Below are 26,631 nucleotides of genomic sequence, written 5' to 3'. Positions count from 1 at the left end.
TATATTGGCCAAGAAAGGGCAAGTTTTCAGTTCTTACAGTTTCGATACGAAGAAAAAGGCAGTAGATATGCGACTTCAAGGGATGACCAAAAAAGAAGTAGCAACTGAACTTGGAATTGCTGACATTGGACGACTTAAAGTGTGGATGAGGAAGTATCGAGAGCACGGGGATTCTGGTCTCGTGGATCAGAGAAAACGGGTTCAAGCGGCAAAAGAATTGTGATATTCAGGTTGTTGTATAGAAGAATAACATGGGGAGGCTCTGATTAGGGGTCTCCCTTTTGGCTGATTTGGGCTTGAATTATGATTTGAAAATGGGGAAATGTCCAGACCCATGAGACCTGTAATAACATATCCTACAATATGTTAAAGGGAAGGGAGGAATTGGAATGAGCGAAGTTGGTTATGGAATTGGCCCGAGTCCTTTCACATCAACAGGTGCGATTTTGGTACTCTTCATTTTGCTGGTTATAATTACACGCGCGTTTATTCTGTAAGCCAAACCAATCAACCCAAACATCAAGATAGACAGGAAGATGGAGAATGATTTTCAGTCTCCAATACGTTTATAAATGTGATAAATAGACTTCCTTTCGAAAGGAGGAAAATTCATGAGCGGATGTGTTGGAGGAGTTGGAGGCGTTGGAGGCGTTGGATGTGGACCTTTCGGTTCTACAGGAGCAATTCTTGTACTCTTCATTCTATTGGTCATCATTACTCTTGGCCTAGGATGGTGTTAATAAGCATATAATTCATTTAACCTGGGAGCGGGATGCTTCCAGGTTAAATGAATTATATTTTTAAATTGAGAATTCGGTGTATCTCTTAGCCCATTCGGCAAAAGAAAGTTCTTCATCCCATGTGACTTGTTGGGTTGCTTTGGCACATCCCCATACTAACGCGCAATTGTGAAGCATGTGAACTCTGAAGCGGTCTCTGAATGTTTGATGTTCTGTTGAATTTACATAACTGGAGAGGAATTTCCTTGCCAGAGCTTCTTCCCCATTCTCTAAATACATAGTAGTTATTTTGGGTAAGTCTGCGAGGCCATCTCCAAAATAGGATGTGGTAAAGTCGAATATGCCACTGATTGTCCATTCATCGTTATGCTTGTGAATAAGGAAATTCTCAGGTTTGAAATCACCCATGACAAATGTTGGGAAATGTAGATCATCAAAAACATTCTGCGAACTTTGAAGTATATGTTCCACCCATATTAAGTCTTGGGCGGTTATTATGGAGTATTTGGTAGCATCATTTATCCAATATCTAATGGTGGAATACAGCCATGTCCTGTATGAGCCTTCGAAAGGACGAACCGTACGAGTCAGTGGATCGAATTCTCCGAACTGCGCAACTTTCCAATGATGTAATTCAACTAATGTGTTGGCCATTAATTCAGCCAGGTGTTCTTTATCCTCTGTGGTTGTGAGAAAGGGTTGAATATCAGGTGCATTCATATGAATACCTGGAAGACGTGGCATGATGGAATAATTCCATCCGAAAATATCTTCAGTTTCATCGATAAGATAAGGTGAGGGAACTTGGAGTGTAGTATGTTGATGCAAATGGTCTACAAAGAACCTTTCTTCTAAGAATTGTCCAAAAAAAAGAGGGTTGCCTTTTAGGATATAATCACCTGTCGATGATGATACATTCATGGTTTGTCCCATGATACCCAATGCCGTTTTTTCTGAAGAAATTAATGTGCCGAGACTAAATCGGTCAAGCATTAATTGTAATTGATGATTGGTAATCGCACCTAATTTATTAGAAGCAAAATATATTTGGGTAGTCAATGGTTATAACCTCCACATTTTGTTCTTATATTTATGAAGCTCGAGTATTTCAATATTATTTTATCAGATTATAGTGTAACTGACAGACGAAAAACACAAGCAGTTGATATATATAAAGAATCTACTATATCAAGGAGAGGAAGGAGGGATATGAATGCAAGCGCGAAAGAGCACGAATTTACAGGGGATTGATGTCTCACATCATCAGGGTGTGATTAACTGGACTAAGGTAGCGGCTGATGGGATTGACTTCGCATACATCAAGGCGACTCAAAGTTCCATAGATAGCATGTTTCTGAAGAACGTCGCAGCTGCCAAAGGTGCAGGTATCTTGGTAGGTTCCTATCATTATTTAGACAAATCCGTAACGACTGTTACGCTTGCGAAGGCGGCAGCCAATGACCATTATACTGCGATAAGGGCAGCTGGAGGAGTACAGATATTTGATCTCCCTCCGGTACTAGACTATGAAGTAATAAATGGCATCTCAACAGCGCAAGTTAATCTGATAGCACAAACGTTTCTTTCAGAGATTAAGAGACTTACTGGAGTCACTCCAATTCTCTATACCGGCAATAGTTTTGCGGAACAATTCGATCTCGAAATAGGGAAGTATTCACTATGGATTGCTCGATATGGAACGGCTGTCCCATGGGATGTCAAGGCATGGAGAGAATGGACGATATGGCAGTACAGCGATGGTTCCACCGGGGGAACTCGTTCCAGCGGTAGTCGATCTGTAGCAGGGATTTCAGGACCGGTAGATCTTAATGAATACAATGGAACGTTGGCAGAATTAAAGGCTGCATATAAAAAAGCCAGTGGAGGGGGAGATGTGCCAGTGACAGAACGAGATATTAATGTTGTTAGTGCCTGGGCAGCTGACAATTGGGCAGAAGCGAAGGCGAACGGTTATTTTGATGGAACACGACCAGGTGCAGCGATCACACGTGAAGAAACCGCTATGGTTATTAATAAGTTGAGAAATAATTTCCTTAAATTAATTGCGGGCAACACGACTCAGATTGCTGATCTTGAGAAGCGATTGCAGGTAATTGAGAAAGAGAGCGAATAGTCGTTAATCTAATTAAGCTCCGTGGGCCTATTGCTTGCGGGGTTGTTATTTGTAATAAAAGATTTGCTAGTTCGAATGAACCACTAGTCGATCTTGAAAATTTACAAAAATGACTGTCATTTCACCTAATGGGGCTATTTATACTGTTAGTGAGGGTGATATTTGACATGAAATTCATTGATCATGAAAATTTAAAATAAAAAAAGGAATATGTTGGATTGTGTAGAATGGTTCTATAGTACTACTTTATTAATTAGGGGGTTAAACAATGTTTGCGATGGGTTTAATTGCTGGGATTTTTGGAATTATCGCTTCAATACTCGCTATGTTTATTGGAGGTATAGACGCTGCTTTTTCGGATAGTGGCACCTCTCAGATTACGGGGTTGGCAATAGCGGCGTTATTATTTAGTATTTTAGGTATAGTTGGATCTGCATTTGCTAAAAGCAAGCCGAAGTTATCCGGATGGTTGATGCTCATTAGTGGTATTGCAGGATTCGTAAGTATTTCTATGTTCTATATCCTTTCTGGGGTTCTTTTCATTATTGCTGGATTCATGGGCATATTAACCAAAAAGAAGAAGATCGAAAGCGCGATCGAGGCATAGATCAAGGTTATTTTTATTTACATAAAAAAGACCTTTGAATGACTCGAGGCCACCGAAAAAATCATGATTTTAAATTGAGAAAGTCGCCTTCCCATTGTTTGTTGAATGGAAAGGCGACTTTTTATTATTCTCCTTACTTCATTAAGGAGAGCCTGCTAATTTAGGAAAAAATTGGACGACCCTTGCAGGGCGTCCTCATGGGAGATGAGGATAACCGGCTAGTATTTTCTCATAAACCTTATTATCTGCTGTATTTTATTGCATTTGATTTATCATCTATTATGATCTATTTGTATCCTTTGATATCCTTTGGTCTACATTCGGTCTACAATTGGTCTACAAATTATACAGTTGATCTGAAAAGCGTATCCAGTTTATCGGCAGCGCTTTTGTCTGCTGATTGTAACGCATAGCCGTAATCGTTCATCGTCGTAGTGATATCAGCATGACCTAGACGCTCAGAAATAATTTTAGCATGAACTCCTTGATTGATTAATAAAGTAGCTGATGTATGTCTGAGATCGTGAAATCGTATGAGTTATGCGAGGTCTAAGCTACCCGAAAGAGAAGGCACTCCAGAGGGCTATGAAATCTATCGTCCGCTATTGAATTGGAAAGTTGAAGAAGTGTTTGCGATGCACGACAAGCATGGTATTGAACCTAATCCGCTCTACAAAGAAGGCATGGGACGCGTTGGATGTATGCCGTGTATCAACACTGGTGAGGCGGAACTCTTTGAAATAGCACGAAGATATCCGGAAGAAGTTGCAAGAATTGCACGCTGGGAAGAGATCGTTAAACAGGTATCCAAACGTAATGGAGCATCATTTTTCGCAAATAAGGACGGGCTTGGGATCGATAACCAAATTGAATGGTCAAAGACTGCATATGGTGGAAAACAACTAGACCTATTAAAAGCGATTGAGTTCGAAGATGTGCCTTTATGCTCCAGCCAGTACGGATTATGTGAGTAGGTTACACCCTGTATTGAATATATAACCCATACCCTAAACGGAATTAATAAGTTGAGCTATGTACAAAGAACAAGCGCCAATTATCAGCAAGACAATAACCATTATAGTAACAAATAATTTACCATTCATCATTTTCACCTCTTAAAGATTATACCAAATAAATAACCATAAAGGAGCGACAACATGAACGGTCTAATCATTAAACCAAAATGGGCTGACCTGATCCTGTCCGGTAAAAAGACATGGGAGATCCGGGATAGACAAACACATATACTTGGAACGATTGGGATTATAAAGAGTGGCAGCGGCTTAATTTATGGAACGGTTGACTTAGTTGATTGTATGCTGTTAACACCAGCGATGTATGGATTAAGCTCTGAAGAACACCGCATACCGTCTGACGTACCAGTAACATATAAGCAGCCATATGCGTGGGTCTTGAAAAACCCAATAACCTACCCTGAACCAAGACCTTATAAACACCCACAAGGTGCTGTGATATGGGTCGAGCTGCCAGAACTTACGTGGGTTTAGGTTACACCCTGTATTGAATATTAAGTATGAGGGTATAAAAAAAGAGCTGATTTCACAGCTCTTCTGATTAGCAATCTATTCAGGCATCATCCAAACAATTTCGCAAATACGTACAAGGCACTTCCTGCCTCTAGCATCTAAAACAACATGGTCTGGTTTTACCTCAGTGACACATCCGGTGATGGCTCCACGTGTTGTTTCAAGCATAATATTTTTTCCCAGATGACACTTTAAAGCTTCAACGACGTATGGATCGACCGGGTGGACCGTTATAGCGTGGTGCATTGGGTGGTCCATTGGGTTGTGCATTGGGTTGTGCATTTGATGCATTGGATAATTCAAAATAAAACCTCCTAATTAATTTATACAGCATCCTATGCAGCTGCCTATAAAATGAATTGGGCGTCAGCCTAAAAGTGAATATTTAGGATATATAAGCACTCTATAAAGGAGCGATAACGGATGTAACATATAAACAAAGTTCAAAATTTCCAGATCAAAGACATTGATGGTTGCGAATTCGGCAACGCTCCAAGATTAGGTAAGATACTAATTTCACGCTATTGGGATGATGAAGGGATGCCTACCGGAATGATCCAAGCTGTTTATTCGGACGGATTCGTACTCAGAGGTAAAGCCCGAGGAAGCGCAAAAGAATATTGACAGCGGAGAATGGGAAGTGTTTCGGGAATCACAACAGGGTATAGCGAGTAGCGAGTGATGACGCATAAGACACACACTGTGCAATAAAAAAGCACAAACCTTATGGTCTGTACCCATATATTCTTATCCCAATATGCTTTTGGTACAGGAAGGATATTCTCATATTGTCTATCAATTTTGTTTTTATTGGTAATAAAGACGTAAGAAACTATAGAATAATAAGCTGCAATGGTGAACTTAACCCAGCAACGGTATATATTTTGGGAAGATAAATCTAAGCTAGAGGGCATAATTATTTAGAAGATTCTGATCGAGATGGAGTAACACCACCGTCACCTCTCGTAATAGCGAACGATTTAACATATTGGACATCATAATGGGAGGGGACTAATAGTGAGTAAGAAGCTACAAGGTAATGGGGTTTATGAGTCATCTCGGTTTATAATTCCTCAACACCGCGAAGCTGCTTTTAGACAAGCAGAGGAGATAAACAGGAGAGTAAAGCCAAACCTCGATGAACAGCAATGGGAGATAGTAGAGCATGCGCTATCCGAATCGATCAGGGAGCACGTACCTATTACAATCCATGTCTTTGGTTCATTTGAAAATAGGGAAGTCACTGGAATGGTAACCAGAGTTGACACATACGGTAAGCAAGTTAAGCTGAGCTTTGGTGATGATTCTGAGTGGATCAAGTATGAGGATATTATAGCGGCAGAAGTATAACGAGTTGTTAGGGAATATCAAAAGAAACCTACTAACCTTAAATGGTCGGCGGGTTTCTTTTGTTGGTTATAGAGTGAACTGAACATCACTTCCACCCATGGCTTTAAATGCATCAAGCATAGTTTGTAGTGCTTTCTTCTCGGCAGTAGTTACAGTACGATCGTTTCTCTTGTCATCTCCCTGGGAACGGATTATTGTTTTCTTCGAACTGATAACAGCCTGAATAATTTCGTGAATGTTCTTATCTACTACGGCGCTATAGTACTCCCAAACTTCTCCGTAGTCATTATCCTTAGTGATTTCACCATAACTTGGCGTTACTTCAAACGTGCTATCATCAGCCTTAATAATGTATTTATTTATAAAAACCCAATCATCACCATTATATAAAAACCGAACAAATAAGACAGGCACACCATCTTTATTTTTAGAGATCATAGCGTAAAATCCATTATCATTTATGTACTTCGGACTTGTCTTATCCTCATAGTATGTTGTTCCTGTGACCTCATCGACAGTTTTTCTTAAATTAGCAACGGCCGCTTGCTGTCTTTTCTTTCAAATAAAGATTTAGCTCCAGCAAGCAGTTTGTCAGGACCAAATTTAAGGTCATCAATTTGTTGTTCTGCTTCAGATAACTGCTTTTTTAAGTCAGTATTCTCTGTCGATAGTTCACTTACTTTACTCTCTAATGATGTTAATTTTTCGGTATTAGCTGCACCGGAACTACATCCAGTAACGCAACAATTAATAAAATAACAATGATCTTTCTCAATATGTTTAACCCCGCAACATATCCCCATCGGTTGGGGTACTTTTAATTCATGTAATGTATTTATAGTCTGTCAGAATAAGGTGAATGTTACCATTTTAAAGCTGGAGTCTATAACGATCAGCAACCATAATCATTTTAGGTAGAGTCATAGCGATTCCTCCAAACTCTAAACAGGAACAAATATTCGTGTTGAATGCCAACTGTCCTTATTAATTCAAATGGATATAATCTCTTAGGCATATCAGTAATACTTTACATATTATTTTCCGACTATGTGGAAGAGTCAAATATCGTCGTAGCAAAGACCTTGATAATAGAAAGAAAAAAAAGCCCCGGAATAATCCGAGGCTTTTTATCATTTAATAGCATGCATTATGAAGTATCATTTTTTATTTGGTCTACAATCAGCTTTTTTCTTATAATAATAATGTCGATATTATTGAAGAAAAGGCATATAAACAAAGGGTTTTATAAACAAAAAAAATTGGACGCCCCTTGCAGGGCGTCCTCATGGGAGAGGAGAAACCGGACGAAGAGCTTATGGGGAAACGTAAGTCTTCTTGCGGTTGTCTACGACAATTTCTTGATGTCGATAAAATAAGCATTCCCTGAGAGAACTTTTTTATACATAATATTCAAAACAAACAACTTCTTCCGAGTCGTTTGTTTTTCAAAGTGTACGATTGTGTGGTACGATATCGTCATAAAAATGCTAATTGAAGCATTGAACTTTTGAAATAGAATGGGTGAACAAAGCGAGTGAGAGTTGTATCGGGAAGCGCGAAGGGCAGACCTTTAAAGAGTGTTCCTGGAACAGGGACAAGACCAACGACAGATAAAGTTAAAGAAGCTGTATTCAGCATGATAGGTCCTTATTTCGACGGGGGAACCGTACTGGATTTATTTGCTGGAACGGGCGGTTTGGGCATTGAAGCATTAAGCCGTGGCATGGAACATGCCATATTCATAGATATGGATCCTAAGAGTATCGAGACGATTCGTGCGAATCTTAAGGCAACGCGATTGGATACTCAAGCAGAAGTGTTCCGTAATGAGGCGGAAAGGGCGATCAAAGTCCTTGCGAAACGCGATGTGCGGATGGATGCGGTATTCTTGGATCCCCCATATCGCATGAAGAACGCTGACGAGTTATTACAGCAAATGCATGAGAGATCTTTACTTCAAGATCTCGCAACCATCGTGATAGAACATGATTCTAAATATGAGTATCCGGATGAGTTCGGGCATTTCTCCTGTACTCGTAAAGCAATATACGGGGAATGTGGAATTACGATTTACCGATATGAGTTAAATAAAATGGAAACACAGGTTCATCAGATCGAGGAGGATCATCATGAAACAACAGAATAATGTTCCACGCATTGGCGTATATCCCGGAAGTTTTGATCCAGTAACCCTGGGACATATGGATATTATACAACGTGCTTCTAAACAATTTGACGTTCTTATTGTGGCTGTGCTGAACAATGTCAGTAAGAACGCCTTGTTTTCAGTTGATGAACGTAAAGAGCTTTTGAGACAGGTGACATCACACATACCCAATGTGCAAGTGGACAGTTTTCGTGGACTGCTAGTTAATTATGTGAAAGAGCAAGGAGCGCATGTTATTGTTCGTGGTATTCGGACGGTCACGGATTTTGAATATGAGCTACAACTAGCTTCAACAAATCATAAGTTGAACCCTGATGCAGAGACAATCTTCATGATGACCAATCCTGAATACTCCTATTTGAGTTCCAGTCTAGTTAAAGAAATTGCTCAATATAATGGGGACTTGAACGAATGGGTATCTCCCGAAGTGGGACAAGCGTTACATCACAAGTTTAATGGGATCTCCGAGCAGTAACTAGGACGACGCCTAATGATAATAGAAGTAGACCGATCAGTACGAACCCTTGCCATTCCAGCATGAGAGGTATGCGGGACCAGATAAGGGAACTGGGTGACATTTGGTTAGTGTAATTTGGTGAATAACTGAATGTGGGTTCAGCTTGAAGGACAAAGAGATGCAGTGGCTTCCATATCAATAGTGTAAGCCCAAAGGCATAAGCGCCATGTAACAAACGAATCATAGCAAAGGGAATACGTCTTATTCCGATTCTCATTAATGGAGAGATGGACTGGATCATCGCGCATAGACCGCTCCATCCAAGCATGGCTGACAACAAGGACCACTGGATGACGGGTGTAAGCGTAGACGCTGAGCTGAGAGCTTTCGCTCCCAAATGAAGTTCGAATATGCCAGATATGTAATAGGCAGGTACGCCGGGAATAATATAATAGCTAACAAGATGGATGATGACAGCCATGATAATAATGTATCCTCCAATGACTAGCAGTGCCTGAACTGCATGGCTTACGGATTCACCAAGAAGTTTACCGAAACTTCGTCCATCACGAACGTGAGCTTTGTCAATAGCCCTCCATACTCTTTGTATCAAAGAAAGGCGAGGGCCTTGAATACCTCTTTCGAGGAGCAGAGGGTCTGTTCCTTTTTTTCTGAGTAACTTTCTAAAAGACGTATAGGTCAGAAAAGCAAAAAAGCCAGATATCCAGTGAATGCCGAGTAACCAGTAACCTGTTGAAGGCTTGTCGAATAGCCCGATTCCTATGAAAATAATGATCGTCATCGGATTGCAGAAGTGAGATAGCCATGTTATTCGTTCTGCTTCACGAGGCGTGAGATCTCCTTGGTCGACTAATTGCAATGTGGAATGGGCTCCACCTGGGAAACCTGTCGTCATTCCCATCGTTAATACCCATCCGCTGACTCCGGGTAGGCCGAATACTTTTCGCATAAGTGGTTCCAGAAGTACGCCAATCCCATGAGCCCATCCATAGGCTATAAGGATTTCAGATAGTACGAGAAAGGGAAGCAGTGAGGGGAAAACAATATGCCACCACATGGACAGTCCCTCTAATGAAGCCCGAAAGGTTTGTTCAGGGGAGCTAACGATGCCAATGACGAGTAGGAACGAAAGGATGCCTAACATTAACGTTATTGTAGGAGCTCTGAATAAATATTTACTACGACTGAACATGGAATCACCTCATTTGAGTAAACATAGTAGAACCAACATGAAACAAGCTATGTATTACCCAATTTATGCGTAACGCAGGGACATAAGACCAGCTTTTTGAACTTAGAAGATGCAAAGGGGGAGGGAAGAACATGAAGATACTCAACAATAAATCGCAAACAATACGGGTGTTTAGGTATATTTTTATGGTCGCCCTTCTTTGTTATGTTATGGTGTTCATGCCAACACCATATATTATTTATCAACCAGGTAGCGCTGATGAAGTGAAGCCAATGATCATGGTGAAAGAAGGGGATACCACGGAACGTGGAACCTTCATGATGACAACGGTATCAGCAAGTTACGCTAATATTGCGCTACTGGCGCTATCTTCTTTTAATCCGAACGCTGAGGTGGATAAGAAGCAATCTAGATTGGGTGAAAAGAGTAAAGAGGAATATGCAGCGCAACAATTATTTTATATGAGCGACTCACAATCTTCTGCTGTAGAAGCAGCGTATGAGCAAGCACATATCCCCTACCAAATACAAACGGAATATCTCTTTGTATTCTCTACTCCAAAGGATGGAAGTAATAACAAGTATTTTCAACCAGGCGATAAAGTAATGGAAGTGGATTCGGATCCAATCATGGATACGGTTGATTTGGCCAACCTCCTAAATAGTAAGAAAGTAGGAGATATTGTATCCGTAAAGTTAGAGAGAGCGGGTCTTGTCTTAGAAGAAAAGGTCCCATTGGTATCAATTAAAGATAGTGAGACGAACACCTATCGACCTGGGCTTGGCATTATGATTGGCACGATGCAGAAGGTGACGGCGAAAGACCCTAAGAAACAGGTTGAATTTGTAAGTACAAAGGTCGGTGGACCTTCGGCAGGACTTATGTTCACGATGGAGATTTATAATCAATTGACACCTGGTGATCTGACAAAAGGCTACCGTGTTGCAGGTACAGGTACAATTTCTGTAGATGGAAAAGTGGGACCTATTGGCGGGGTCAAACACAAAATTGTTGCAGCAGATCGGGAGAAAGCGCAGTTATTTTTCGTTCCAAAAGACAACTATGATGAGGCCAAAGCCAAAGCTGATGAGATTGGAACGAAAATTAAGCTTATTCCAGTGTCTACCTTGGAAGACGCTTTGAAGTATATGGAGAAGATTCAGACTACATCCTGATTGGTGGCTCATAATAATCTCGGAATATTTCCCTTGTATTAGGTTGACTGTAGGCATTGGCATAGGCAGAAGCCGCCTGTAAATCTCGCTCAAGATGATCATGATTAAGAGCAGAAGGTTTCATGACAATGGGTAATGACGCAGTCTTTTTCATTCGTTTGAGAAGGTATTGTCCATGATGGTTAAAACCGAGAATACGTAAATATCCGGGGCCATCTGATAATTGTGTGGGAGACATTTCGTCCTTCGAATGGTGAAGTAAGATATGGGCAAGCATACGTTGTAATTTAGTATGGGTATAGCGTTTTGTTTTTAAGCTATGTAGTAATTCTGTTACTGTAGCATAGGAGAGAGTCGGCAGAAGCTTCTTTATCCGGTGTTCTAAGCCTTCCGTGACCTCGTGCAACTTAGACAACTCGGATGTGGTATGTGTCATCAATAGAAGCATCAGAGGCTGTCTGAATGACTCCCAATGGAGAGGTCCACGACCAGCTGTGAATTCACGTCGCATAATATCAAGGGTGTAAGGTGGGACGTATGGAGCAGCTGCTTCAATATGGTCATCCAAGATAAGTTTTCGAACGGCGGTAGCACTAGCTATGGCTGATTCAGTTGGCGTGATGTCATGGTATCCAGCACTCTCTCTAGGAATAGTTAAAGGAATAATGGAACTTCCTAAGCGTTCGAGAGCAATAAGGTAATGAAGTGCCAATGTGTGATTAGGTTGTAGCAGAAGTTGACGGACTTCTTCTTTCTGTTCAATGTCGGTAGAGAGAATACCAGCTGCAGCGCTATAGGCAGTTGGGTAATTCATGCCTTGGTCTAATAATCGGCTAAGTTCTTGTTTCATCTTATTATTCTCGTTGGCAAGTTGCTTCGCTAGGGGTAGCAATTGAACAAGAGAACCGCTCTCTGTGCCGAAACAGAGGAAATCGACAATGCCAGTGGCTTCTAGTAAGGATACAGCGCCGTATGCGAACCATTCCGCAGGCTGAACCGCATAATGGATGGGTAGCTCTACAACAAGGTCTACACCCATTGCAAGAGCCATCTCTGCGCGTGCATACTTACTTAATAATGCTGGTTCACCGCGTTGTAAAAAAGGTCCACTTAAGATAGCAATCGAATGTTCTGCTCCCGAAATCTCCTTGGCTCTGTTATAATGATGAACATGACCGTTATGTAATGGATTGTATTCTACAATAATGCCTACAACAGTACCCATTTCAGAACTCAACTCCTTTGGTATATTTATTGATCGTGTTTTTATAATGACTTAGAATCCATTTCTTGATTATAGGGTTCTTTAAAAATATATCATAATTATCATCAGTTCCAGAAAGAATAACGGTATGTAATGTGATTATAGTTGACAAACCTACTCATATCTCGGTATAATAATTTTTGTTTGTTTGGAGTGATAAGAGTGCAATTTGAATTTCGCAAAATTGTAAAGTTAGATGGACCCCTACATTTTCTTGAACAAGTAAATGTGGATCGTGCGATTAAAGGTCGCGCAGACATTCTTGCTTCAGAATTGGTTCATGCTGATTTAGAAGCAACATTTGTAGGCGACGATACGGTTGAGGTTCAAGGCAAGCTTACTGGACAAGTTGATATGGCGTGTTCACGCTGTTTGACAGAAGTTCCTAAGCAATTGTACATTCCGTTTCACGAAGTCTTCAAGTTGGTGAAGAAGCAGTCTGAAGAGATTCAGGATGAAGATAGCGATACCTTATTCGTCAATGATGATGTGGTGGATCTTATCCCATTTGTGGAAGAAGCTTTTCTGCTGCACCTACCCCAGATTTCGTATTGTAAGGCTTCCTGCAAAGGACTTTGCCAGAGATGCGGATCAGACTTGAATGAAAGTACTTGCAACTGCGACACGAAAGTAGTCGATCCACGGCTTGCAGTACTGAAGGATTTTTTTGAATAGTGATGTAACATTCCTCTCGTTAATGACGAGTTGATTGAAATAAGGAGGTGGATGAACATGGCAGTACCTCAAAGAAGAACGTCCAAAACACGTCGTGATAAGCGTCGTACTCATTTTAAATTGACAGTGCCGGGTATGGTGAAATGTGAACAATGCGGAGAATTGAAGCTTGCTCACCACGTATGTAAAGTTTGTGGAACGTACAAATCAAGAGAAATTATTTCGCAGTAATCAACAAACAAGTAGTACTTCATCTAGGTGAGGTACTATTTTTTTTATATAAAAGTGAGTTTATACTTGTTTCAACAACGATTGTGTTAGAGGGGACTTTCTTTTTGAGACAGCATGATTTATACTACATATTAGTACCAGGTTCTAAGATGATTGATGAGGTTTCTATTATTCTCATTTCTAAATAAATGTAAATGTAATTATAAAATTGTACATATGATGTAAGGAGGTGTACCGTCATCGAACGATTACCTAAGAAGATGCGCCATCGGCAATTGATGGAGTTGATCGAGCAGAATCCGTTTGTCACGGATCGTGAACTAACACGAGAATTGAAGGTTAGTATCCAGACCGTTCGTTTAGATCGGATGGAGCTAGGCATACCTGAACTTCGCGAACGGATGAAGCAGATGGCGGAACATTCGCATGATCAAGTTCGCTCTTTACCGTTGAATGAAGTCATGGGGGAGATTGTGGATTTGCAATTAGACAAGAGTGGCATCTCCATATTCGAAATTCGAGATGAACATGTATTCTCACGCACACATATAGCGCGTGGACATTATGTGTTTGGACAAGCGAACTCATTAGCCGTTGCAGTCATTAATGATGAGATTGCGCTGACAGCTTCGTCGGATATTCGATTCCTCCGCTCCGTTCATTTGGGAGAGAAATGTATAGCTAAAGCATATGTCAGAGATATGGCTGGCCAAAAGGGCAAAGCTAAGGTTGAAGTGTTTACCTATGTGGGTGAAGAAATGGTCTTTCAAGGCAATTTCCTCATTTATAGGTCAACGGGTGAAGAGAACAGCGAGGGAGGAATGCAGCATGAGGATCGCCATTGATGCTATGGGTGGAGACCATGCTCCTCAATCTAATATAGATGGGGCGCTGGCAGCTGCCGCTGAATGGAATGATATAGAGATTATACTCGTGGGGGACCAAGCTCAAATCGAACCCCTGTTAAGCGGGAGGGATATCCCTTCTAACTTTAGTATCCAGCATGCGAGTGAAGTGATACATTCTGACGATGAACCGGTAAAAGCTGTACGTCGTAAAAAAGATGCCTCTATGGTTGTTGCGGGACGGATGTTGAAAGAAGGTAGAGCGGATGCTATGATTTCCGCGGGAAATACGGGCGCTCTAATGACCACAGGATTACTTGTGGTCGGTCGAATAGAAGGCATAGAACGACCGGCGCTTGCCGCTATGATTCCTACGCTAGATGATGTTGGAGTGATTGCCCTAGATCTTGGCGCTAATATGGATTCTAAGCCACAACACTTAGCTCAGTTCGGTTTAATGGGTAGCTTGTACCGTCAGAAGGTACAGGGAATTGCAAGGCCACGTGTAGGTCTGTTGAATGTGGGCGTTGAGCCAGGCAAAGGTAATGAACTGACGAAGGAGGCTTTTCCTCTTTTGCAGGAGATGCCAATTCACTTTGTGGGTAATGTAGAAGCGCGTGATGTCATGGCAAGTAACTGTGATGTGCTCGTATGTGATGGATTTGCCGGCAATATATTGTTGAAGAGCATTGAAGGTACAGCTGGAGCTATGTTCAGCTTGCTGAAAGAACAGTTCAGTCAAACATTTAAAAGTAAGATGGGCGCAGCTTTACTGATGCCACAGTTAAAAGGACTGAAGAAGAAATTAGATTATTCTGAATCTGGAGCTGCTCCTCTGCTTGGATTAAGTAGTCTAGTTATGAAAAGCCACGGTTCATCTGATGGTAATGCCATTAAGAATGCAGTGAAACAGACTAGAATTGCCCTTGAGAATGAATTGGTACCGAGTATATCGAAGGAAATCAGTGGGAAGTGAGTGACGTCATGAATGGATTACGGGCAGTTGGTATAATAGGGACAGGTAAATATGTTCCTGAGAAGATATTGACGAATAGCGATTTGGAAAAAATAGTAGATACGAATGACGAATGGATTGTTAGCCGGACCGGAATTAAAGAACGGCACATTGCTGCACCTGAGCAAGCCACATCTGATCTTGCCTATGAAGCGGCTATAAAGGCGTTGGAATCCGCTGGAATGACAGCAGATGAAATTGATCTAATCATTGTGGCTACAGTGACACCAGATACGTTCTTTCCATCCACGGCTTGTATTCTTCAAGATAAGTTAGGTGCTAAGAATGCAGCTGCATTTGATTTGTCTGCTGCATGTTCTGGCTTTGTGTACAGCTTAGCAACAGCAACGAATTTTATTAAGACTGGCATGTATAATAACGCACTTATTATTGGAGCTGATTGCTTATCTAGAATTACCGATTATACGGACCGTAATACCTGTGTATTGTTCGGAGATGGAGCGGGTGCCGTTGTAATTGGTGAAGTGCCAGAAGGACGCGGCTTCCAGTCCTTTGATCTAGGAGCAGAGGGTTCAGGTGGTCCATTACTAAATCTTGCAGGTGGGGGTTCACGTTTACCTTCATCGCCGGAAACGATCGAAAATAAGAACCATTTCATTTATATGAATGGTCGGGAAGTATTTAAATTTGCAGTAAGAGTTATGGGTTCGGCTACGGAAGCCGTATTGACTAAGGCGGGTAAGACGAAAGAGGATATTGATCTCTTTGTTCCTCATCAAGCCAATATACGTATTATTCAATCTGCGATGAATCGTTTAGATTTACCTCCAGAGAAATGCGTCATTAACGTGGATAAATATGCGAATACGTCAGCAGCTTCAATTCCGCTTGCTCTTGTAGAAGCAGCTGAGCAGAACCGAATGAAAGAAGGAGACACCGTCTTGATGGTTGGCTTCGGTGGTGGATTGACTTGGGGAGCTTGCGTACTTGTATGGTAAGAAATGATCAGATTTCAGCATAAACATTGATATTTTACAATATATAATTAAAAGTTTGTCATCTAAGGAGATGAATCATGGGTAAAGTGGCATTTGTGTTTCCGGGACAAGGCGCTCAGTCAGTAGGTATGGGAAAAGATATTTATGATGCCGTTCCTACTTCCCGAGCGATCTTTGAAACAGCTGATAGAGTATTAGGTTTTGACTTATCTACTATGATTTTTGAAGGCCCGGATGCAGAGTTGAAACAGACTTTTAATACACAGCCTGCTTTATTAGCTACAAGTATTGCTTATTTAGAAGCATTACGTGTTAAAGGGATACAAGCAGACTATGTTGCAGGGCACAGTTTGGGTGAGTACAGCGCTCTTGTGGCAGCTGAGGTTTTAACATTTGAGGATGCGGTAGCCACTGTGAGAGCTCGTGGTAACTTTATGGAGAAGGCCGTTCCTGGTGGGCAAGGGGCTATGGCAGCGGTATTAGGAGCTGACCGTGAAGCTCTATCACAATTATGTGCTGAGGTTAGTGAGAGCGGACATGTCGTTGAACTAGCTAATATCAATTGTCCAGGGCAAATTGTCATTTCAGGCTCACAATTGGGTGTTGCTGCGGTAAGTGAGCGTGTGAAGGAAGCGGGCGGAAAAAGAGCGATTTCGCTTGAAGTCAGCGGTCCTTTTCATTCTTCTATGATGAAGTCAGCGGCTGAACAGCTTGAAGTTGAACTGAACGCCGTGTCCTTTCAGGAACCAAAGATTTCTGTTGTAGCTAACGTAACTGCACAGACTGTTAACGCTGGGGAAACTTTTCGTAGTCTTCTAGTGCAACAGGTCTATTCACCTGTTCTTTGGGAAGATAGTATTAACTATCTTATCGGACAAGGGGTAGATACTTTTGTTGAGATCGGGCCAGGTAGCGTATTAACAGGCCTAATTAAGAAGATTGATAAGACCGTGAAGCTAATCAACATCAATAGTCTTGAAAGTGTTGAGAATGCATTTATAGAAGCCTAAGAGGCTTTGGAAAGTATACAATAGATATTTGGGGGAAGAAGGAATTTATGATGTCCAAACCTTTAAGCGGACAAGTTGCACTTGTAACGGGAGCTTCTCGTGGGATAGGGCGTAGTATCGCTCTAAACTTAGCCGGTTTAGGTGCGAATGTGGTTGTCAATTATTCAGGAAATGAGACAGCTGCACAAGAAGTTGTTGCTGAGATTCAAGCGTTAGGCGTAGAATCAGTTGCGCTGAAAGCGAATGTTGGTAAGAGTGAAGAAGCTGAGAATTTGGTTAAGGAAGCTATCAACGCTTTGGGCCGTATTGATATTCTTGTGAATAACGCAGGCATTACTAGAGATAATCTAATTATGCGTATGAAAGAGGAAGAATTTGATTCTGTTATTGAAACGAACCTCAAAGGTGTGTTTAACTGTTTAAAAGCAGTTACCCGTCCGATGATGAAGCAACGTTATGGACGGATCATTAATATTTCATCCGTTGTAGGTGTTCTTGGCAATGCAGGTCAAGCCAATTATGTTGCAGCAAAAGCAGGTGTGATTGGTCTTACTAAATCATCTGCTCGTGAGCTTGCTTCGCGAGGGATTACCGTTAACTGTGTAGCTCCTGGTTTTATTGAATCAGATATGACCAAGGAGTTATCAGAAGACTTGCGGAGCAAGTATATAGCTGATATCCCACTAGCACGCCTAGGGGAGCCAGAAGAGGTCGCCAAAGTGGTCGCTTTCTTAGCTTCTGATAGCGCGTCCTACATGACAGGCCAGACATTACATGTGGATGGCGGAATGGTGATGTAGCATTTTGAAAAAAATTCTCGTATAATACCAAAGAGGAGGAGGTGAACCGGATGTCCGATGTATTGGAACGTGTAAAACGCATCGTCGTCGATCGCTTAGGTGCTGACGAAGCGGAGGTTACATTAGAATCATCTTTTAAAGATGATCTTGGTGCTGATTCTCTTGACGTTGTTGAATTGGTAATGGAATTGGAAGATGAGTTTGATATTGAAATTTCTGATGAAGACGCAGAAAAAATTACAAGCGTGGGAGAAGTTGTGAAGTACATACAATCTCACACCTAAATAATTCATTGGTAAGTCCCGTTCTGCTTTTAGGCGGGACTTCTCCATATATTTGGGGACAAACTCTTCTTTAGAGCGTTGTTTACATGTTATATACGAAAAATATGCATATCCAGTCTATTATAGAGGTGAATGCGTTGAATCATAGAGTAGTGATAACCGGGATGGGCGTTGTGACTTCCCTGGGCAAAGATTTAGAGAGTTTATGGAGTAACCTGGTAGCTGGGAAATCTGGTGTTTCACAGATTGAGTCCTTTGATGTTAGTGACTATAACACCAGAATTGCAGCTTCAGTGAAAGATTTCGATGCTGAAGAGTACATTGACCGTAAAGAAATGCGGAAGATGGATAGATTCGTTCAGTTTGCAGCAGCAGCTGGCGTGATGGCTTTGCAGAATAGTGGTCTAGATATTTCTAAAGATTCCGATCCGGAGCGTGTTGGTGTAATTATTGGTTCTGGAATTGGTGGTCTGGGAACATGGGAAGATCAGCATAATATTCTGTTGCAGAAGGGTCCCAAACGGGTAAGCCCATTCTTCATTCCGATGATGATTGCTAACATGGCTTCAGGACACTTATCTATTCTCTTGGGAGCTAAGGGCCCTAATTCGGCTTCTGTCTCTGCTTGTGCTTCTGGTTCACATGCGATTGGTGATTCTTTCAGATGGATTCAGAGTGGTGAAGCTGATGTAATGATCTGTGGAGGAGCGGAAGCAACTATACGCCCCACGGGCGTAGCGGGATTCTGTGCTATGCGTGCGATGTCTACACGTAATGATGAGCCCGAGAAAGCGAGTCGTCCTTTTGATACAAACCGTGATGGATTCGTCATGGGAGAAGGCGCTGGTGTTCTTGTCTTGGAATCGTTGGAACATGCACAGAAGCGCGGTGCGAATATTATCGCTGAAGTCATTGGATATGGTCTGAGTGCAGATGCTCACCATATGACTGATCCTGATCCGGATGGTCCGGCTCGTTGTATGAAGATGGCCTTAAGGACTGCAGGAATTAGTCCTGAAGACGTTGATTATATCAATGCTCATGGAACATCAACAGGTGTAGGAGACAAATCCGAGACCAAAGCCATTAAGATGGCTTTAGGGGATCATGCTTATAAAGTAGCCGTTAGTTCTACGAAATCCATGACAGGTCATTTACTTGGTGCTGCGGGTGGTGTAGAGGCTGTTATATGTGCTCTTTCCTTGCAGAATCAGATCATTCCTCCTACGATTAATTTGGACGAACCTGATGTGGAATGTGATCTGGATTATGTTCCAAATATTGCGCGTAAAGCAGATTTGAATGTTGTGATGTCCAATTCCTTTGGATTTGGTGGACACAACGCTTCGATTATTTTGAAAAAATATGATGTTTAAGGGGACAATTTGTTGAGCGGTGATCTGAAGCATTTACAGCAGCAACTTCATGTCCAATTCCACAATAAGCTTCTTTTGAAGCAGGCCTTTACTCACGCATCTTACGTCAATGAACACCGTTTCAGTCAGTATCATGATAATGAACGCCTAGAATTTTTAGGGGATGCTGTGTTGGAACTTACGGTATCTGAATTCTTGTACAGTCTTTTCCCAACTAAACCTGAAGGGGAACTTACAAAACTGCGTGCAGCTATTGTATGTGAGCCTTCACTAGTTAAGTTTGCGGAAGCCTTAAGCTTTGGACAATATGTATTGTTAGGTAAAGGTGAGGAATTAACAGGAGGGCGTACTCGCCCTGCGTTACTTGCGGATGTATTTGAAGCCTTTATCGGTGCTTTATATTTGGATCAAGGAATTGAAGCGGCTCGCTCATTCTTAGAACGATATGTATTTCCTCAAGTTTCAGAGAATGGGAAGCTCCAAATGAGCGACTATAAGACTGAACTACAAGAATTAACACAACACCATAATATGGGGCTGTTAGAATATCGGATCGTTGAAGAGCGAGGACCAGCACATGAACGTGAATTTGTTTCTGAAGTTTTTATGGGAAATGAACATATCGGAAGAGGTACTGGTCGATCTAAGAAAGAAGCCGAGCAGCAAGCTGCATCAGTTGCACTCGGTCATTTGAAGCTAGCCAAATCCTAAGGATTTGAAGGCTAGCACGATTCATAACCTAAGAGCAAAGAGCAGTCACGTAAGATGGATCGTATTATTAGCCATTGACTGCTTTTTGCTCTTTTAATTAGTGTTTTCACTTGAAGAAGTTGTGGTATTATTAGGTTTAGAGGTGATTTGGGGAATATGTTTTTGAAACGGATTGAATTAGCAGGTTTCAAATCTTTTGCCGATAAAACGGAGATGGAATTCGTTAGAGGAATAACGGCTGTGGTCGGTCCTAACGGGAGCGGTAAGAGTAATATTTCCGACGGCATACGATGGGTGTTAGGAGAGCAGAGTGCTAAATCACTACGTGGCGGCAAGATGGAAGATATTATATTTGCCGGCAGTGACGCGCGTAAAGCTGTTAATTTTGGGGAAGTCTCACTGACTTTGGATAATGAGGATCATGTACTTCCGCTCGACTTCAACGAAGTAACGGTAACACGCCGGGTACATCGTAATGGAGACAGTGAGTATTTGATTAATAAACAATCTTGTCGTCTGAAAGACATTACCGAATTGTTTATGGATACAGGGATTGGTAAAGAAGCGTACTCGATTATCGGACAAGGACGAATAGAAGAAATTCTAAGTACTCGTTCAGAGGACCGTAGGGGCATATTTGAAGAAGCCTCAGGGATCGTAAAGTATAAATCTCGCAAAAAGGATGCCATGCGCAAACTAGATGATACGGAACAAAATTTGTTGCGTATTCACGATTTAGTGAGTGAGTTGGAAGTCCAGATTGGTCCATTAAAAGATCAATCCGAGAAAGCTATACACTTCAAACAACTTCGTGAACAGTTGAAAAGTAAAGAAATTTCGATGTATGTTCATCAAATAGAACAAATTCATACGCACTGGACCGAAGCTACGCGTAAGCTTAAGGGCTTACAAGAGCAACAACTTGAACTATCTACCGTTGTATCTGCTCATGATGCGATGCTGGAAAGCGATCGTTCTATACTACGTAAGCTGGAACAAGATGTAGAGTTGTTACAAGATGAATTGCTTCAGTATAGTGAAGCTTATGAGAAGAGTGAAGGTTACGGTGAAGTGCTCAGGGAACGGAAGCGAAATCTTGAGGGCCACAAAGAGCAGTTAGCTACGACCTTAAATACAGGGGATGAGCGGGTCGAGGATCGAAAGACCGAATTGTCTCTTACAAAGAGTAAGCTCGAAGCATTACAGGAAGAACTTAAGGAATTACGTCATCATTTATCTGGGGAAGAAGCGAAGTTGGTTGGCGTAACCGGTGGCATTAACCAGCAACAGGAAGAAACCCTGAAGAGTTCTCTGCTTGAACTTATGAATGAAATGGCGCAGGCACGTAATGAAATCCGTTATGCAGATCAGCAGAAGGAAACACTGTCTCGTCGAATGAATCGTGCTGAAGAAGAGACAGGTAAATGGGAGAGTCAGAAAGAAGAGTTGTTAAAGCGAAAGTACGCTCTAGATGCTTCTATAGAGAATTTTGCGAATGAAATCAGAGATTTGCGTGGAGGATATATTACCGAGAGTGAACGGTATCAATCCGTGCAGAAACTGTTAGAGGAAAGCCAAGGTACACTTCGTAAATGGGAGCAGAAACGTGAAGCGCTAACTTCCCGGCGTGATACCATGAAGGAAATGCAAGACGATTTCGATGGATTTATGTTGGGCGTTAAAGAAGTACTCAAAGCTTCTCGTAAATCTGTACTTAGTGGTGTGCACGGAGCTGTTGCGGAACTTATTACCGTACCAGAGAAGTTAGAATTAGCTATGGAGACGGCCATGGGTGCATCGCTCCAACATATTGTTATGGATAATGAATCGGTGTCTCGTCAAGCTATTTCCTTTCTGAAACAACGTCAACTTGGACGAGCAACTTTTCTACCTTTAGATGTTATGCGGGCAAGAAATATCTCGTCAAGTGATCGCTCTGTCATTGAAGGGGCTAACGGATTTGTAGGTATAGGAGCAGATTTGGTACAGTACAATGCAACCTATGCTCCTGTTATTGGTAGTCTACTGGGCAATGTTATCATTGCGGAATCGTTAGAAGACGCCAATAAAATAGCCTCTAAATGCCAATACAGATATCGAGTAGTCACACTTGAAGGTGATATCGTCAATGCAGGTGGTTCCATGACCGGTGGTAGTCAACATAAGAAGAATAACAGTTTACTTAGCCGCAAACGTCAATTGGATGCTTTAGATCAAGAGATTGTGGATACGGAGAAACAGTTGATCAAACTTCAAGAGAGTATTCAACAGCTCAAGACACAACTCACTCAGACTCAGACGAAGCTCGATGAACTTCGACAAGCGGGTGATGATAAGCGGATTGAAGAGCAACAAGCGGCAGGGGATCTGAAGCAACTTCAACACGAATTACGACATGTGTTGGAACAGGTTGAAATGACGGGTCAAGAGAAGAATGGATTTACAGAAGAGAACAAAGGACTTGAGCTTAGTCGTGAACAGGCTGTGAAGAAGTTGGCTGAATTAGAAGAAAAAGAGAAATCTTCGCATCAGGCACTTCAAGCAGCTGAGTTCACACGTAAAGCGAGTGAATCAGCAAAAGATGAACTCCTGAATCAGTTAACACAACTGAAAGTAAAAGAAGGCAAGTTAGATCAGGAATGTTTCTCTCTCGAAGAGCAACTACGTCGATTGCAGACTGACTTCAATTCACAGGATCGGGATTTACGCCAAACGAAGAACTTGTTAGCTTCTATTGAAGCCGATCTACTTACGAATGCTAATGAAGCTGCAGGGCAAATTGAGAGTTTGAATCAGTACAAGCTGAAGAAGGAAGAGTCATCGCAACAACTTGATTTCAAGAGAGCAACACGTACGCAACTGTCTAAGAAGCTGGAACTACAAGAGAACGAAACCAGGGAGCAACGAACGCAGCTTCGTACTGTTGATGAACAGCTTCGCCAGACCGAGATTGGTGTGAATCGACTGGATGTGGAATTAGATAACATCCTCAAGAAACTGAGTGAAGATTATGAGCTTAGTTACGAATTAGCCAAGCAGCGGTATCCAATTCCTGAAGATGTGCTAGCTGTTCAGAACGAGGTTCGGGAACTGAAACGTAGCATATCTTCACTGGGTGAAGTGAACCTTGGAGCGATTGAAGAATACCAACGGGTCAACGAACGATACCAATTCCTGAGTGAACAGAAGGAAGATCTAATTGGGGCTAAGACGACACTTTATGAAGTGATCCGCGAAATGGATGACGAAATGTCTAAGCGTTTCAAAACGACCTTTGATGCCATTCGTCGAGAGTTTGGTACTGTATTTATGAAGCTATTTGGTGGAGGGAGAGCGGACCTTGTTCTCCTTGATCCTGAGAATATGTTAGATACGGGAATTGATATCGTTGCACAACCTCCAGGCAAAAAGCTACAGAATTTACAACTTCTTTCTGGTGGAGAACGTGCTTTGACGGCAATGGCGCTCTTATTCGCTATCCTGCAAGTTAAGCCGGTTCCATTCTGTGTCCTGGATGAAGTAGAAGCCGCGCTTGATGAAGCTAATGTCGTTCGGTTTGCTCAATATTTACGTGAATTCTCTGAACAGACGCAGTTCATTGTCGTTACTCACCGTAAAGGAACAATGGAAGAAGCGGATGTACTCTATGGCGTTACCATGGAAGAGGGCGGCGTATCTAAGTTGGTTTCAGTGAAGTTAGAGAATGAAGAAGCGGAAATTGCTTAACATACTAGATTGTTTGAACTACAGATATAGAGATGGAGGAAGCATATGAGTTTCTTTAAAAAGCTGAAAGAAAGTATTTCAAGTAAAACAGAAGCTGTAACGAAGCAATTTCGTGATGGGCTAGAGAAAACGCGTAAGGGACTTGTAGAGAAAGTATCTGATCTTATGATTCGTCGTAAGAAAATAGATGAAGAATTCTATGAAGAACTAGAAGAAATTCTGATCGGTGCAGACGTCGGTGTTAACACGGTTATGACCTTAATTGAGGAATTGCGAGTTGAAGTGAAGAAGCAGAAAATTGAGAATGCTTTGGAGCTCCAACCGATTTTGTCACAAAAATTGATGGAACTGCTACGTGGTGATGATGATAACTCCCTAAATATGAATAAAGACGGGATAACCGTTATTTTATTTGTAGGCGTGAATGGCGTAGGGAAAACAACTACGATTGGTAAAATGGCACATCGATTTAAACAAGAAGGTAAAAAAGTTCTATTAGCAGCTGGAGATACATTCCGCGCTGGAGCAATCGAGCAACTTGAAGTGTGGGGACAACGTGCTGGAGTTGAAGTCATCAAACAGCAGGCAGGTTCAGATCCTGCAGCTGTCATGTTTGATGCTGTTCAAGCAGCCAAACAACGTCAAGTAGATGTTCTTATCTGTGATACAGCGGGGCGCTTACAGAACAAATCTAATCTGATGGAAGAGCTGAACAAGATATTCCGTGTTATTCAACGTGAGATCCCAGGTGCACCTCATGAAGTCTTGATGGTACTAGATGCTACTACGGGACAGAATGCCTTAAGTCAGGCTAAGCTCTTCGGGGAAAAGAGTGGCGTGACAGGTCTTGTTCTTACGAAATTGGATGGAACGGCCAAAGGCGGAATCGTTGTGGCTATTCGTCAGGAAATGAACATTCCGGTGAAATTAGTAGGACTTGGTGAGAAGCTGGATGACTTACAGCCTTTTGATTCAGAGCAATTCGTGCATGCATTATTCGCAGGATTGATTCAAGAAGAAGAGAATGCGGACGAATCCTCCATTTCAGAGGAATAGTCTTTTACGGTTAGGCATCTGCAGAGGCTCAGTTCTGCAGATGCCTTTTTTAAATATACAAAGGTGGATACGTTACTTCTTAATTTAAGAGGTGTATAATGTGGAACAAGAAGTTTTAAAGCGAAAGGACTTTTAAATATGGCGAATACGCACATCTACACCCGTCGTGAGGAAGTGGCTAATGCGATTACTCATGGGATTGGAGCGGTCCTCAGTGTGGCGGCACTTGTATTACTCATCGTGTTTGCTAGTATCAAAGGAACTCCGTGGCATATTGTGAGCTTTACAATCTATGGATCGACGATGCTCATTTTATATCTGAATTCCACATTGGTTCATAGCTTCAAGGAAGGCAAAACAAAGGATCTGTTCGAATTCTTTGACCATTCGTCTATTTATCTTTATATAGCCGGTTCGTATACTCCCTTTTTACTGGTTGCTATTCGTGGACCTCTTGGCTGGTCTTTATTCGGTGTTGTTTGGGGTTTTGCTATTATAGGTTGCGTCTTCAAGGCTTTTTTTGTGAAAAGATTTCTATTCATGTCCACGATCTTCTATATTATAATGGGCTGGATGATTGTGATTGCTTGGGTTCCATTAACGGCTGTTGTACCAGACGGAGGCATGTTGCTTCTTGCTCTTGGTGGAATCATGTACACACTTGGAACGGTATTCTACGTCTGGAGAGGGTTTCCTTATCATCATGCTATATGGCATCTGTTTGTATTAGCAGGTAGTGTGCTTCATTTCTTCTCCGTTTTTCTTTATTTACTACCTAATTAATGAACGTATAATCACGATTTGAAGCTAGAAAAATTAACCAAGGGAGATGACAAGGATATTTGCTTGACATCTCTCTTTATTTTATGTAATATTAGTTTTGTTGAGTGTAAAGTGTTTTTCCTTGACGAAGGGAGTGCCCTTGATGAGTCAGGATGATAGGCTGGAGAAAACAAATCGAATTAATCGGTTGTTTGATTTCTATGAACACCTGCTAACTGAGAAGCAGCAGACATTCCTTAAATATTATTTTCATGATGATTTTTCCCTCGGGGAAATTGCCGCAGAATTCGAAATTAGTCGGCAAGCTGTCTATGAACACATTAAACGTGCGGAACAAGTACTTGCTATGTACGAAGAGAAATTGAGTCTTCTACAAAAGTATGAACAACGTAACCACGAAATAGAGCAATTAAGACATGTACTTACGACAGTAGATGTTTCAACAGAAGATAAGGAAAAGCTGATCTCAATATTAGATCGTTTGCAGGTATATGAATAGTAGCAGG

General features: G+C 41.6%; 31 protein-coding genes and 1 pseudogene. 25 read left to right on the top strand and 7 right to left on the bottom strand.

Annotated features, from left to right (window positions below; genetic code table 11):
• The first annotated feature begins 4 nt into the window (after positions 1-4).
• The 3 genes from BW961_RS13765 (at position 5) to BW961_RS30910 (ending at position 740) form a co-directional block, all read left to right on the top strand.
• A complete protein-coding gene (locus tag BW961_RS13765; RefSeq protein WP_068580591.1) occupies positions 5-223 on the top strand; it encodes a helix-turn-helix domain-containing protein in 219 nt (72 codons plus the stop codon).
• Between the two features lie 166 nt (positions 224-389).
• Entirely contained in the window at positions 390-497 is a 108-nt protein-coding gene (locus BW961_RS30915; RefSeq protein WP_211267831.1) for a YjcZ family sporulation protein, read from the top strand.
• A 114-nt stretch (positions 498-611) separates the two neighbouring features.
• The gene (locus BW961_RS30910; RefSeq protein WP_211269746.1) at positions 612-740 is read left to right on the top strand and encodes a YjcZ family sporulation protein; all 129 of its coding nucleotides are present in this window, start codon (positions 612-614) and stop codon (positions 738-740) included.
• Between the two features lie 60 nt (positions 741-800).
• On the opposite strand, the gene BW961_RS13760 is transcribed toward BW961_RS30910, so the two are convergent.
• Complete coding sequence (locus tag BW961_RS13760; RefSeq protein ID WP_068580497.1) at positions 801-1,799, bottom strand: phosphotransferase family protein; 999 nt, start codon at positions 1,797-1,799, stop codon at positions 801-803.
• Between the two features lie 154 nt (positions 1,800-1,953).
• Between BW961_RS13760 and BW961_RS13755 the strand changes: the two genes are divergently transcribed.
• Positions 1,954-2,874 carry a glycoside hydrolase family 25 protein gene (locus BW961_RS13755; protein ID WP_068580495.1) on the top strand — a complete coding sequence of 307 codons (921 nt, stop codon included), beginning with the start codon at positions 1,954-1,956 and terminating at the stop codon, positions 2,872-2,874.
• 268 nt (positions 2,875-3,142) lie between these two features.
• Complete coding sequence (locus BW961_RS13750) at positions 3,143-3,481, top strand: DUF4064 domain-containing protein (protein ID WP_068580494.1); 339 nt, start codon at positions 3,143-3,145, stop codon at positions 3,479-3,481.
• Positions 3,482-3,824: 343 nt separating this feature from the next.
• Here the strand turns inward: BW961_RS13750 and BW961_RS13745 are convergent.
• Positions 3,825-4,016: pseudogene (locus tag BW961_RS13745) on the bottom strand (tyrosine-type recombinase/integrase); the annotation flags it as partial.
• Here BW961_RS13745 and BW961_RS13740 point away from each other — a divergent pair.
• Together BW961_RS13740 and BW961_RS13735 are read left to right on the top strand one after the other, a co-directional pair.
• The gene (locus BW961_RS13740) at positions 4,015-4,455 is read left to right on the top strand and encodes a phosphoadenosine phosphosulfate reductase domain-containing protein (RefSeq protein WP_082867326.1); all 441 of its coding nucleotides are present in this window, start codon (positions 4,015-4,017) and stop codon (positions 4,453-4,455) included. The pseudogene BW961_RS13745 and the gene BW961_RS13740 overlap by 2 nt on opposite strands.
• Before the next feature lie 183 nt (positions 4,456-4,638).
• A complete protein-coding gene (locus BW961_RS13735; protein ID WP_068580490.1) occupies positions 4,639-4,989 on the top strand; it encodes an ASCH domain-containing protein in 351 nt (116 codons plus the stop codon).
• A gap of 75 nt (positions 4,990-5,064) precedes the next feature.
• Here the strand turns inward: BW961_RS13735 and BW961_RS13730 are convergent, their stop codons facing one another.
• A complete protein-coding gene (locus BW961_RS13730) occupies positions 5,065-5,331 on the bottom strand; it encodes a DUF2642 domain-containing protein (protein ID WP_244555951.1) in 267 nt (88 codons plus the stop codon).
• A gap of 714 nt (positions 5,332-6,045) precedes the next feature.
• Between BW961_RS13730 and BW961_RS13725 the strand changes: the two genes are divergently transcribed.
• Entirely contained in the window at positions 6,046-6,378 is a 333-nt protein-coding gene (locus tag BW961_RS13725; RefSeq protein ID WP_068580488.1) for a YolD-like family protein, read from the top strand.
• Between the two features lie 66 nt (positions 6,379-6,444).
• Here BW961_RS13725 and BW961_RS13720 read toward each other — a convergent pair whose 3' ends face one another.
• Together BW961_RS13720 and BW961_RS13715 are read right to left on the bottom strand one after the other, a co-directional pair.
• Positions 6,445-6,816 carry a hypothetical protein gene (locus BW961_RS13720; protein ID WP_068580485.1) on the bottom strand — a complete coding sequence of 124 codons (372 nt, stop codon included), beginning with the start codon at positions 6,814-6,816 and terminating at the stop codon, positions 6,445-6,447.
• A gap of 86 nt (positions 6,817-6,902) precedes the next feature.
• Positions 6,903-7,181, bottom strand: a complete 279-nt coding sequence (locus BW961_RS13715; RefSeq protein WP_068580483.1) for a hypothetical protein — start codon at positions 7,179-7,181, stop codon at positions 6,903-6,905.
• A gap of 731 nt (positions 7,182-7,912) precedes the next feature.
• Between BW961_RS13715 and rsmD the strand changes: the two genes are divergently transcribed.
• Together rsmD and coaD are read left to right on the top strand one after the other, a co-directional pair.
• Positions 7,913-8,524 (top strand): 16S rRNA (guanine(966)-N(2))-methyltransferase RsmD, encoded by a 612-nt coding sequence (gene rsmD, locus BW961_RS13710; RefSeq protein WP_068580481.1) that lies wholly within the window; start codon positions 7,913-7,915, stop codon positions 8,522-8,524.
• Positions 8,508-9,020 carry a pantetheine-phosphate adenylyltransferase gene (coaD, locus tag BW961_RS13705; RefSeq protein WP_068580479.1) on the top strand — a complete coding sequence of 171 codons (513 nt, stop codon included), beginning with the start codon at positions 8,508-8,510 and terminating at the stop codon, positions 9,018-9,020. The genes rsmD and coaD overlap by 17 nt, the downstream gene beginning before the upstream one ends.
• Here the strand turns inward: coaD and BW961_RS13700 are convergent.
• Entirely contained in the window at positions 8,998-10,215 is a 1,218-nt protein-coding gene (locus BW961_RS13700; protein WP_068580477.1) for a nucleoside recognition domain-containing protein, read from the bottom strand. The genes coaD and BW961_RS13700 overlap by 23 nt on opposite strands.
• A gap of 131 nt (positions 10,216-10,346) precedes the next feature.
• Here BW961_RS13700 and BW961_RS13695 point away from each other — a divergent pair, with 131 nt between their 5' ends.
• A complete protein-coding gene (locus BW961_RS13695) occupies positions 10,347-11,390 on the top strand; it encodes a SepM family pheromone-processing serine protease (RefSeq protein ID WP_068580475.1) in 1,044 nt (347 codons plus the stop codon).
• Here BW961_RS13695 and BW961_RS13690 read toward each other — a convergent pair.
• Positions 11,380-12,615 carry a nucleotidyltransferase gene (locus BW961_RS13690; RefSeq protein WP_068580473.1) on the bottom strand — a complete coding sequence of 412 codons (1,236 nt, stop codon included), beginning with the start codon at positions 12,613-12,615 and terminating at the stop codon, positions 11,380-11,382. The two genes, BW961_RS13695 and BW961_RS13690, sit on opposite strands and share 11 nt — an antisense overlap.
• 201 nt (positions 12,616-12,816) lie before the next feature.
• Here BW961_RS13690 and BW961_RS13685 point away from each other — a divergent pair, with 201 nt between their 5' ends.
• The 14 genes from BW961_RS13685 to BW961_RS13620 all read left to right on the top strand — a co-directional run bounded on the left by BW961_RS13685 (position 12,817) and on the right by BW961_RS13620 (position 26,624).
• On the top strand, positions 12,817-13,329 hold the full coding sequence (locus tag BW961_RS13685; RefSeq protein ID WP_068580471.1) for a YceD family protein: 513 nt from the start codon (positions 12,817-12,819) through the stop codon (positions 13,327-13,329).
• A 57-nt stretch (positions 13,330-13,386) separates the two neighbouring features.
• Entirely contained in the window at positions 13,387-13,560 is a 174-nt protein-coding gene (gene rpmF, locus BW961_RS13680; RefSeq protein WP_068531780.1) for a 50S ribosomal protein L32, read from the top strand.
• A gap of 239 nt (positions 13,561-13,799) precedes the next feature.
• Positions 13,800-14,405 carry a transcription factor FapR gene (gene fapR, locus BW961_RS13675; RefSeq protein ID WP_076576869.1) on the top strand — a complete coding sequence of 202 codons (606 nt, stop codon included), beginning with the start codon at positions 13,800-13,802 and terminating at the stop codon, positions 14,403-14,405.
• Positions 14,389-15,381, top strand: coding sequence for a phosphate acyltransferase PlsX (plsX, locus tag BW961_RS13670; RefSeq protein WP_068580467.1), 993 nt, complete (start codon positions 14,389-14,391; stop codon positions 15,379-15,381). The genes fapR and plsX overlap by 17 nt, the downstream gene beginning before the upstream one ends.
• Positions 15,382-15,389: 8 nt before the next feature.
• Positions 15,390-16,379: a beta-ketoacyl-ACP synthase III gene (locus BW961_RS13665; protein WP_068580587.1), complete on the top strand. Its 990-nt coding sequence runs from the start codon at positions 15,390-15,392 to the stop codon at positions 16,377-16,379.
• A 77-nt stretch (positions 16,380-16,456) separates the two neighbouring features.
• Positions 16,457-17,389 carry an ACP S-malonyltransferase gene (gene fabD / locus BW961_RS13660; RefSeq protein WP_068580464.1) on the top strand — a complete coding sequence of 311 codons (933 nt, stop codon included), beginning with the start codon at positions 16,457-16,459 and terminating at the stop codon, positions 17,387-17,389.
• A 50-nt stretch (positions 17,390-17,439) separates the two neighbouring features.
• Positions 17,440-18,189, top strand: a complete 750-nt coding sequence (gene fabG, locus BW961_RS13655) for a 3-oxoacyl-[acyl-carrier-protein] reductase (RefSeq protein ID WP_068580463.1) — start codon at positions 17,440-17,442, stop codon at positions 18,187-18,189.
• A gap of 50 nt (positions 18,190-18,239) precedes the next feature.
• A complete protein-coding gene (acpP, locus tag BW961_RS13650; RefSeq protein WP_068531791.1) occupies positions 18,240-18,473 on the top strand; it encodes an acyl carrier protein in 234 nt (77 codons plus the stop codon).
• A gap of 137 nt (positions 18,474-18,610) precedes the next feature.
• Positions 18,611-19,849: a beta-ketoacyl-ACP synthase II gene (gene fabF, locus BW961_RS13645; protein ID WP_139331649.1), complete on the top strand. Its 1,239-nt coding sequence runs from the start codon at positions 18,611-18,613 to the stop codon at positions 19,847-19,849.
• A 12-nt stretch (positions 19,850-19,861) separates the two neighbouring features.
• Complete coding sequence (rnc, locus tag BW961_RS13640; RefSeq protein ID WP_068580461.1) at positions 19,862-20,560, top strand: ribonuclease III; 699 nt, start codon at positions 19,862-19,864, stop codon at positions 20,558-20,560.
• A gap of 156 nt (positions 20,561-20,716) precedes the next feature.
• A complete protein-coding gene (gene smc, locus BW961_RS13635; RefSeq protein ID WP_068580460.1) occupies positions 20,717-24,286 on the top strand; it encodes a chromosome segregation protein SMC in 3,570 nt (1,189 codons plus the stop codon).
• Between the two features lie 45 nt (positions 24,287-24,331).
• A complete protein-coding gene (gene ftsY, locus BW961_RS13630; RefSeq protein WP_068580457.1) occupies positions 24,332-25,342 on the top strand; it encodes a signal recognition particle-docking protein FtsY in 1,011 nt (336 codons plus the stop codon).
• 138 nt (positions 25,343-25,480) lie between these two features.
• The gene (gene trhA, locus BW961_RS13625) at positions 25,481-26,125 is read left to right on the top strand and encodes a PAQR family membrane homeostasis protein TrhA (protein WP_068580455.1); all 645 of its coding nucleotides are present in this window, start codon (positions 25,481-25,483) and stop codon (positions 26,123-26,125) included.
• Positions 26,126-26,267: 142 nt separating this feature from the next.
• Positions 26,268-26,624 (top strand): putative DNA-binding protein, encoded by a 357-nt coding sequence (locus BW961_RS13620; RefSeq protein ID WP_068580452.1) that lies wholly within the window; start codon positions 26,268-26,270, stop codon positions 26,622-26,624.
• Positions 26,625-26,631 lie beyond the last annotated feature (7 nt).

Source organism: Paenibacillus macquariensis (assembly GCF_900156375.1).
Lineage (GTDB): Bacteria > Bacillota > Bacilli > Paenibacillales > Paenibacillaceae > Paenibacillus_AQ > Paenibacillus_AQ macquariensis.
The sequence above is the reverse complement of the archived record's forward strand: the minus strand, read 5'-3'. Positions and strand labels throughout refer to the sequence as shown.

Coding starts and splice junctions, on each gene's coding strand:
- BW961_RS30915 (WP_211267831.1), top strand. CDS start 390: ATGAGCGAAGTTGGTTATGGAATTGGCCCGAGTCCTTTCACATCAACA.
- BW961_RS30910 (WP_211269746.1), top strand. CDS start 612: ATGAGCGGATGTGTTGGAGGAGTTGGAGGCGTTGGAGGCGTTGGATGT.
- BW961_RS13755 (WP_068580495.1), top strand. CDS start 1,954: ATGCAAGCGCGAAAGAGCACGAATTTACAGGGGATTGATGTCTCACAT.
- BW961_RS13750 (WP_068580494.1), top strand. CDS start 3,143: ATGTTTGCGATGGGTTTAATTGCTGGGATTTTTGGAATTATCGCTTCA.
- BW961_RS13740 (WP_082867326.1), top strand. CDS start 4,015: ATGAGTTATGCGAGGTCTAAGCTACCCGAAAGAGAAGGCACTCCAGAG.
- BW961_RS13735 (WP_068580490.1), top strand. CDS start 4,639: ATGAACGGTCTAATCATTAAACCAAAATGGGCTGACCTGATCCTGTCC.
- BW961_RS13720 (WP_068580485.1), bottom strand. CDS start 6,816: ATGATCTCTAAAAATAAAGATGGTGTGCCTGTCTTATTTGTTCGGTTT.
- BW961_RS13715 (WP_068580483.1), bottom strand. CDS start 7,181: ATGGGGATATGTTGCGGGGTTAAACATATTGAGAAAGATCATTGTTAT.
- coaD (WP_068580479.1), top strand. CDS start 8,508: ATGAAACAACAGAATAATGTTCCACGCATTGGCGTATATCCCGGAAGT.
- BW961_RS13700 (WP_068580477.1), bottom strand. CDS start 10,215: ATGTTCAGTCGTAGTAAATATTTATTCAGAGCTCCTACAATAACGTTA.
- BW961_RS13695 (WP_068580475.1), top strand. CDS start 10,347: ATGAAGATACTCAACAATAAATCGCAAACAATACGGGTGTTTAGGTAT.
- BW961_RS13690 (WP_068580473.1), bottom strand. CDS start 12,615: ATGGGTACTGTTGTAGGCATTATTGTAGAATACAATCCATTACATAAC.
- rpmF (WP_068531780.1), top strand. CDS start 13,387: ATGGCAGTACCTCAAAGAAGAACGTCCAAAACACGTCGTGATAAGCGT.
- plsX (WP_068580467.1), top strand. CDS start 14,389: ATGAGGATCGCCATTGATGCTATGGGTGGAGACCATGCTCCTCAATCT.
- BW961_RS13665 (WP_068580587.1), top strand. CDS start 15,390: ATGAATGGATTACGGGCAGTTGGTATAATAGGGACAGGTAAATATGTT.
- fabD (WP_068580464.1), top strand. CDS start 16,457: ATGGGTAAAGTGGCATTTGTGTTTCCGGGACAAGGCGCTCAGTCAGTA.
- fabG (WP_068580463.1), top strand. CDS start 17,440: ATGTCCAAACCTTTAAGCGGACAAGTTGCACTTGTAACGGGAGCTTCT.
- acpP (WP_068531791.1), top strand. CDS start 18,240: ATGTCCGATGTATTGGAACGTGTAAAACGCATCGTCGTCGATCGCTTA.
- smc (WP_068580460.1), top strand. CDS start 20,717: ATGTTTTTGAAACGGATTGAATTAGCAGGTTTCAAATCTTTTGCCGAT.
- ftsY (WP_068580457.1), top strand. CDS start 24,332: ATGAGTTTCTTTAAAAAGCTGAAAGAAAGTATTTCAAGTAAAACAGAA.
- trhA (WP_068580455.1), top strand. CDS start 25,481: ATGGCGAATACGCACATCTACACCCGTCGTGAGGAAGTGGCTAATGCG.
- BW961_RS13620 (WP_068580452.1), top strand. CDS start 26,268: ATGAGTCAGGATGATAGGCTGGAGAAAACAAATCGAATTAATCGGTTG.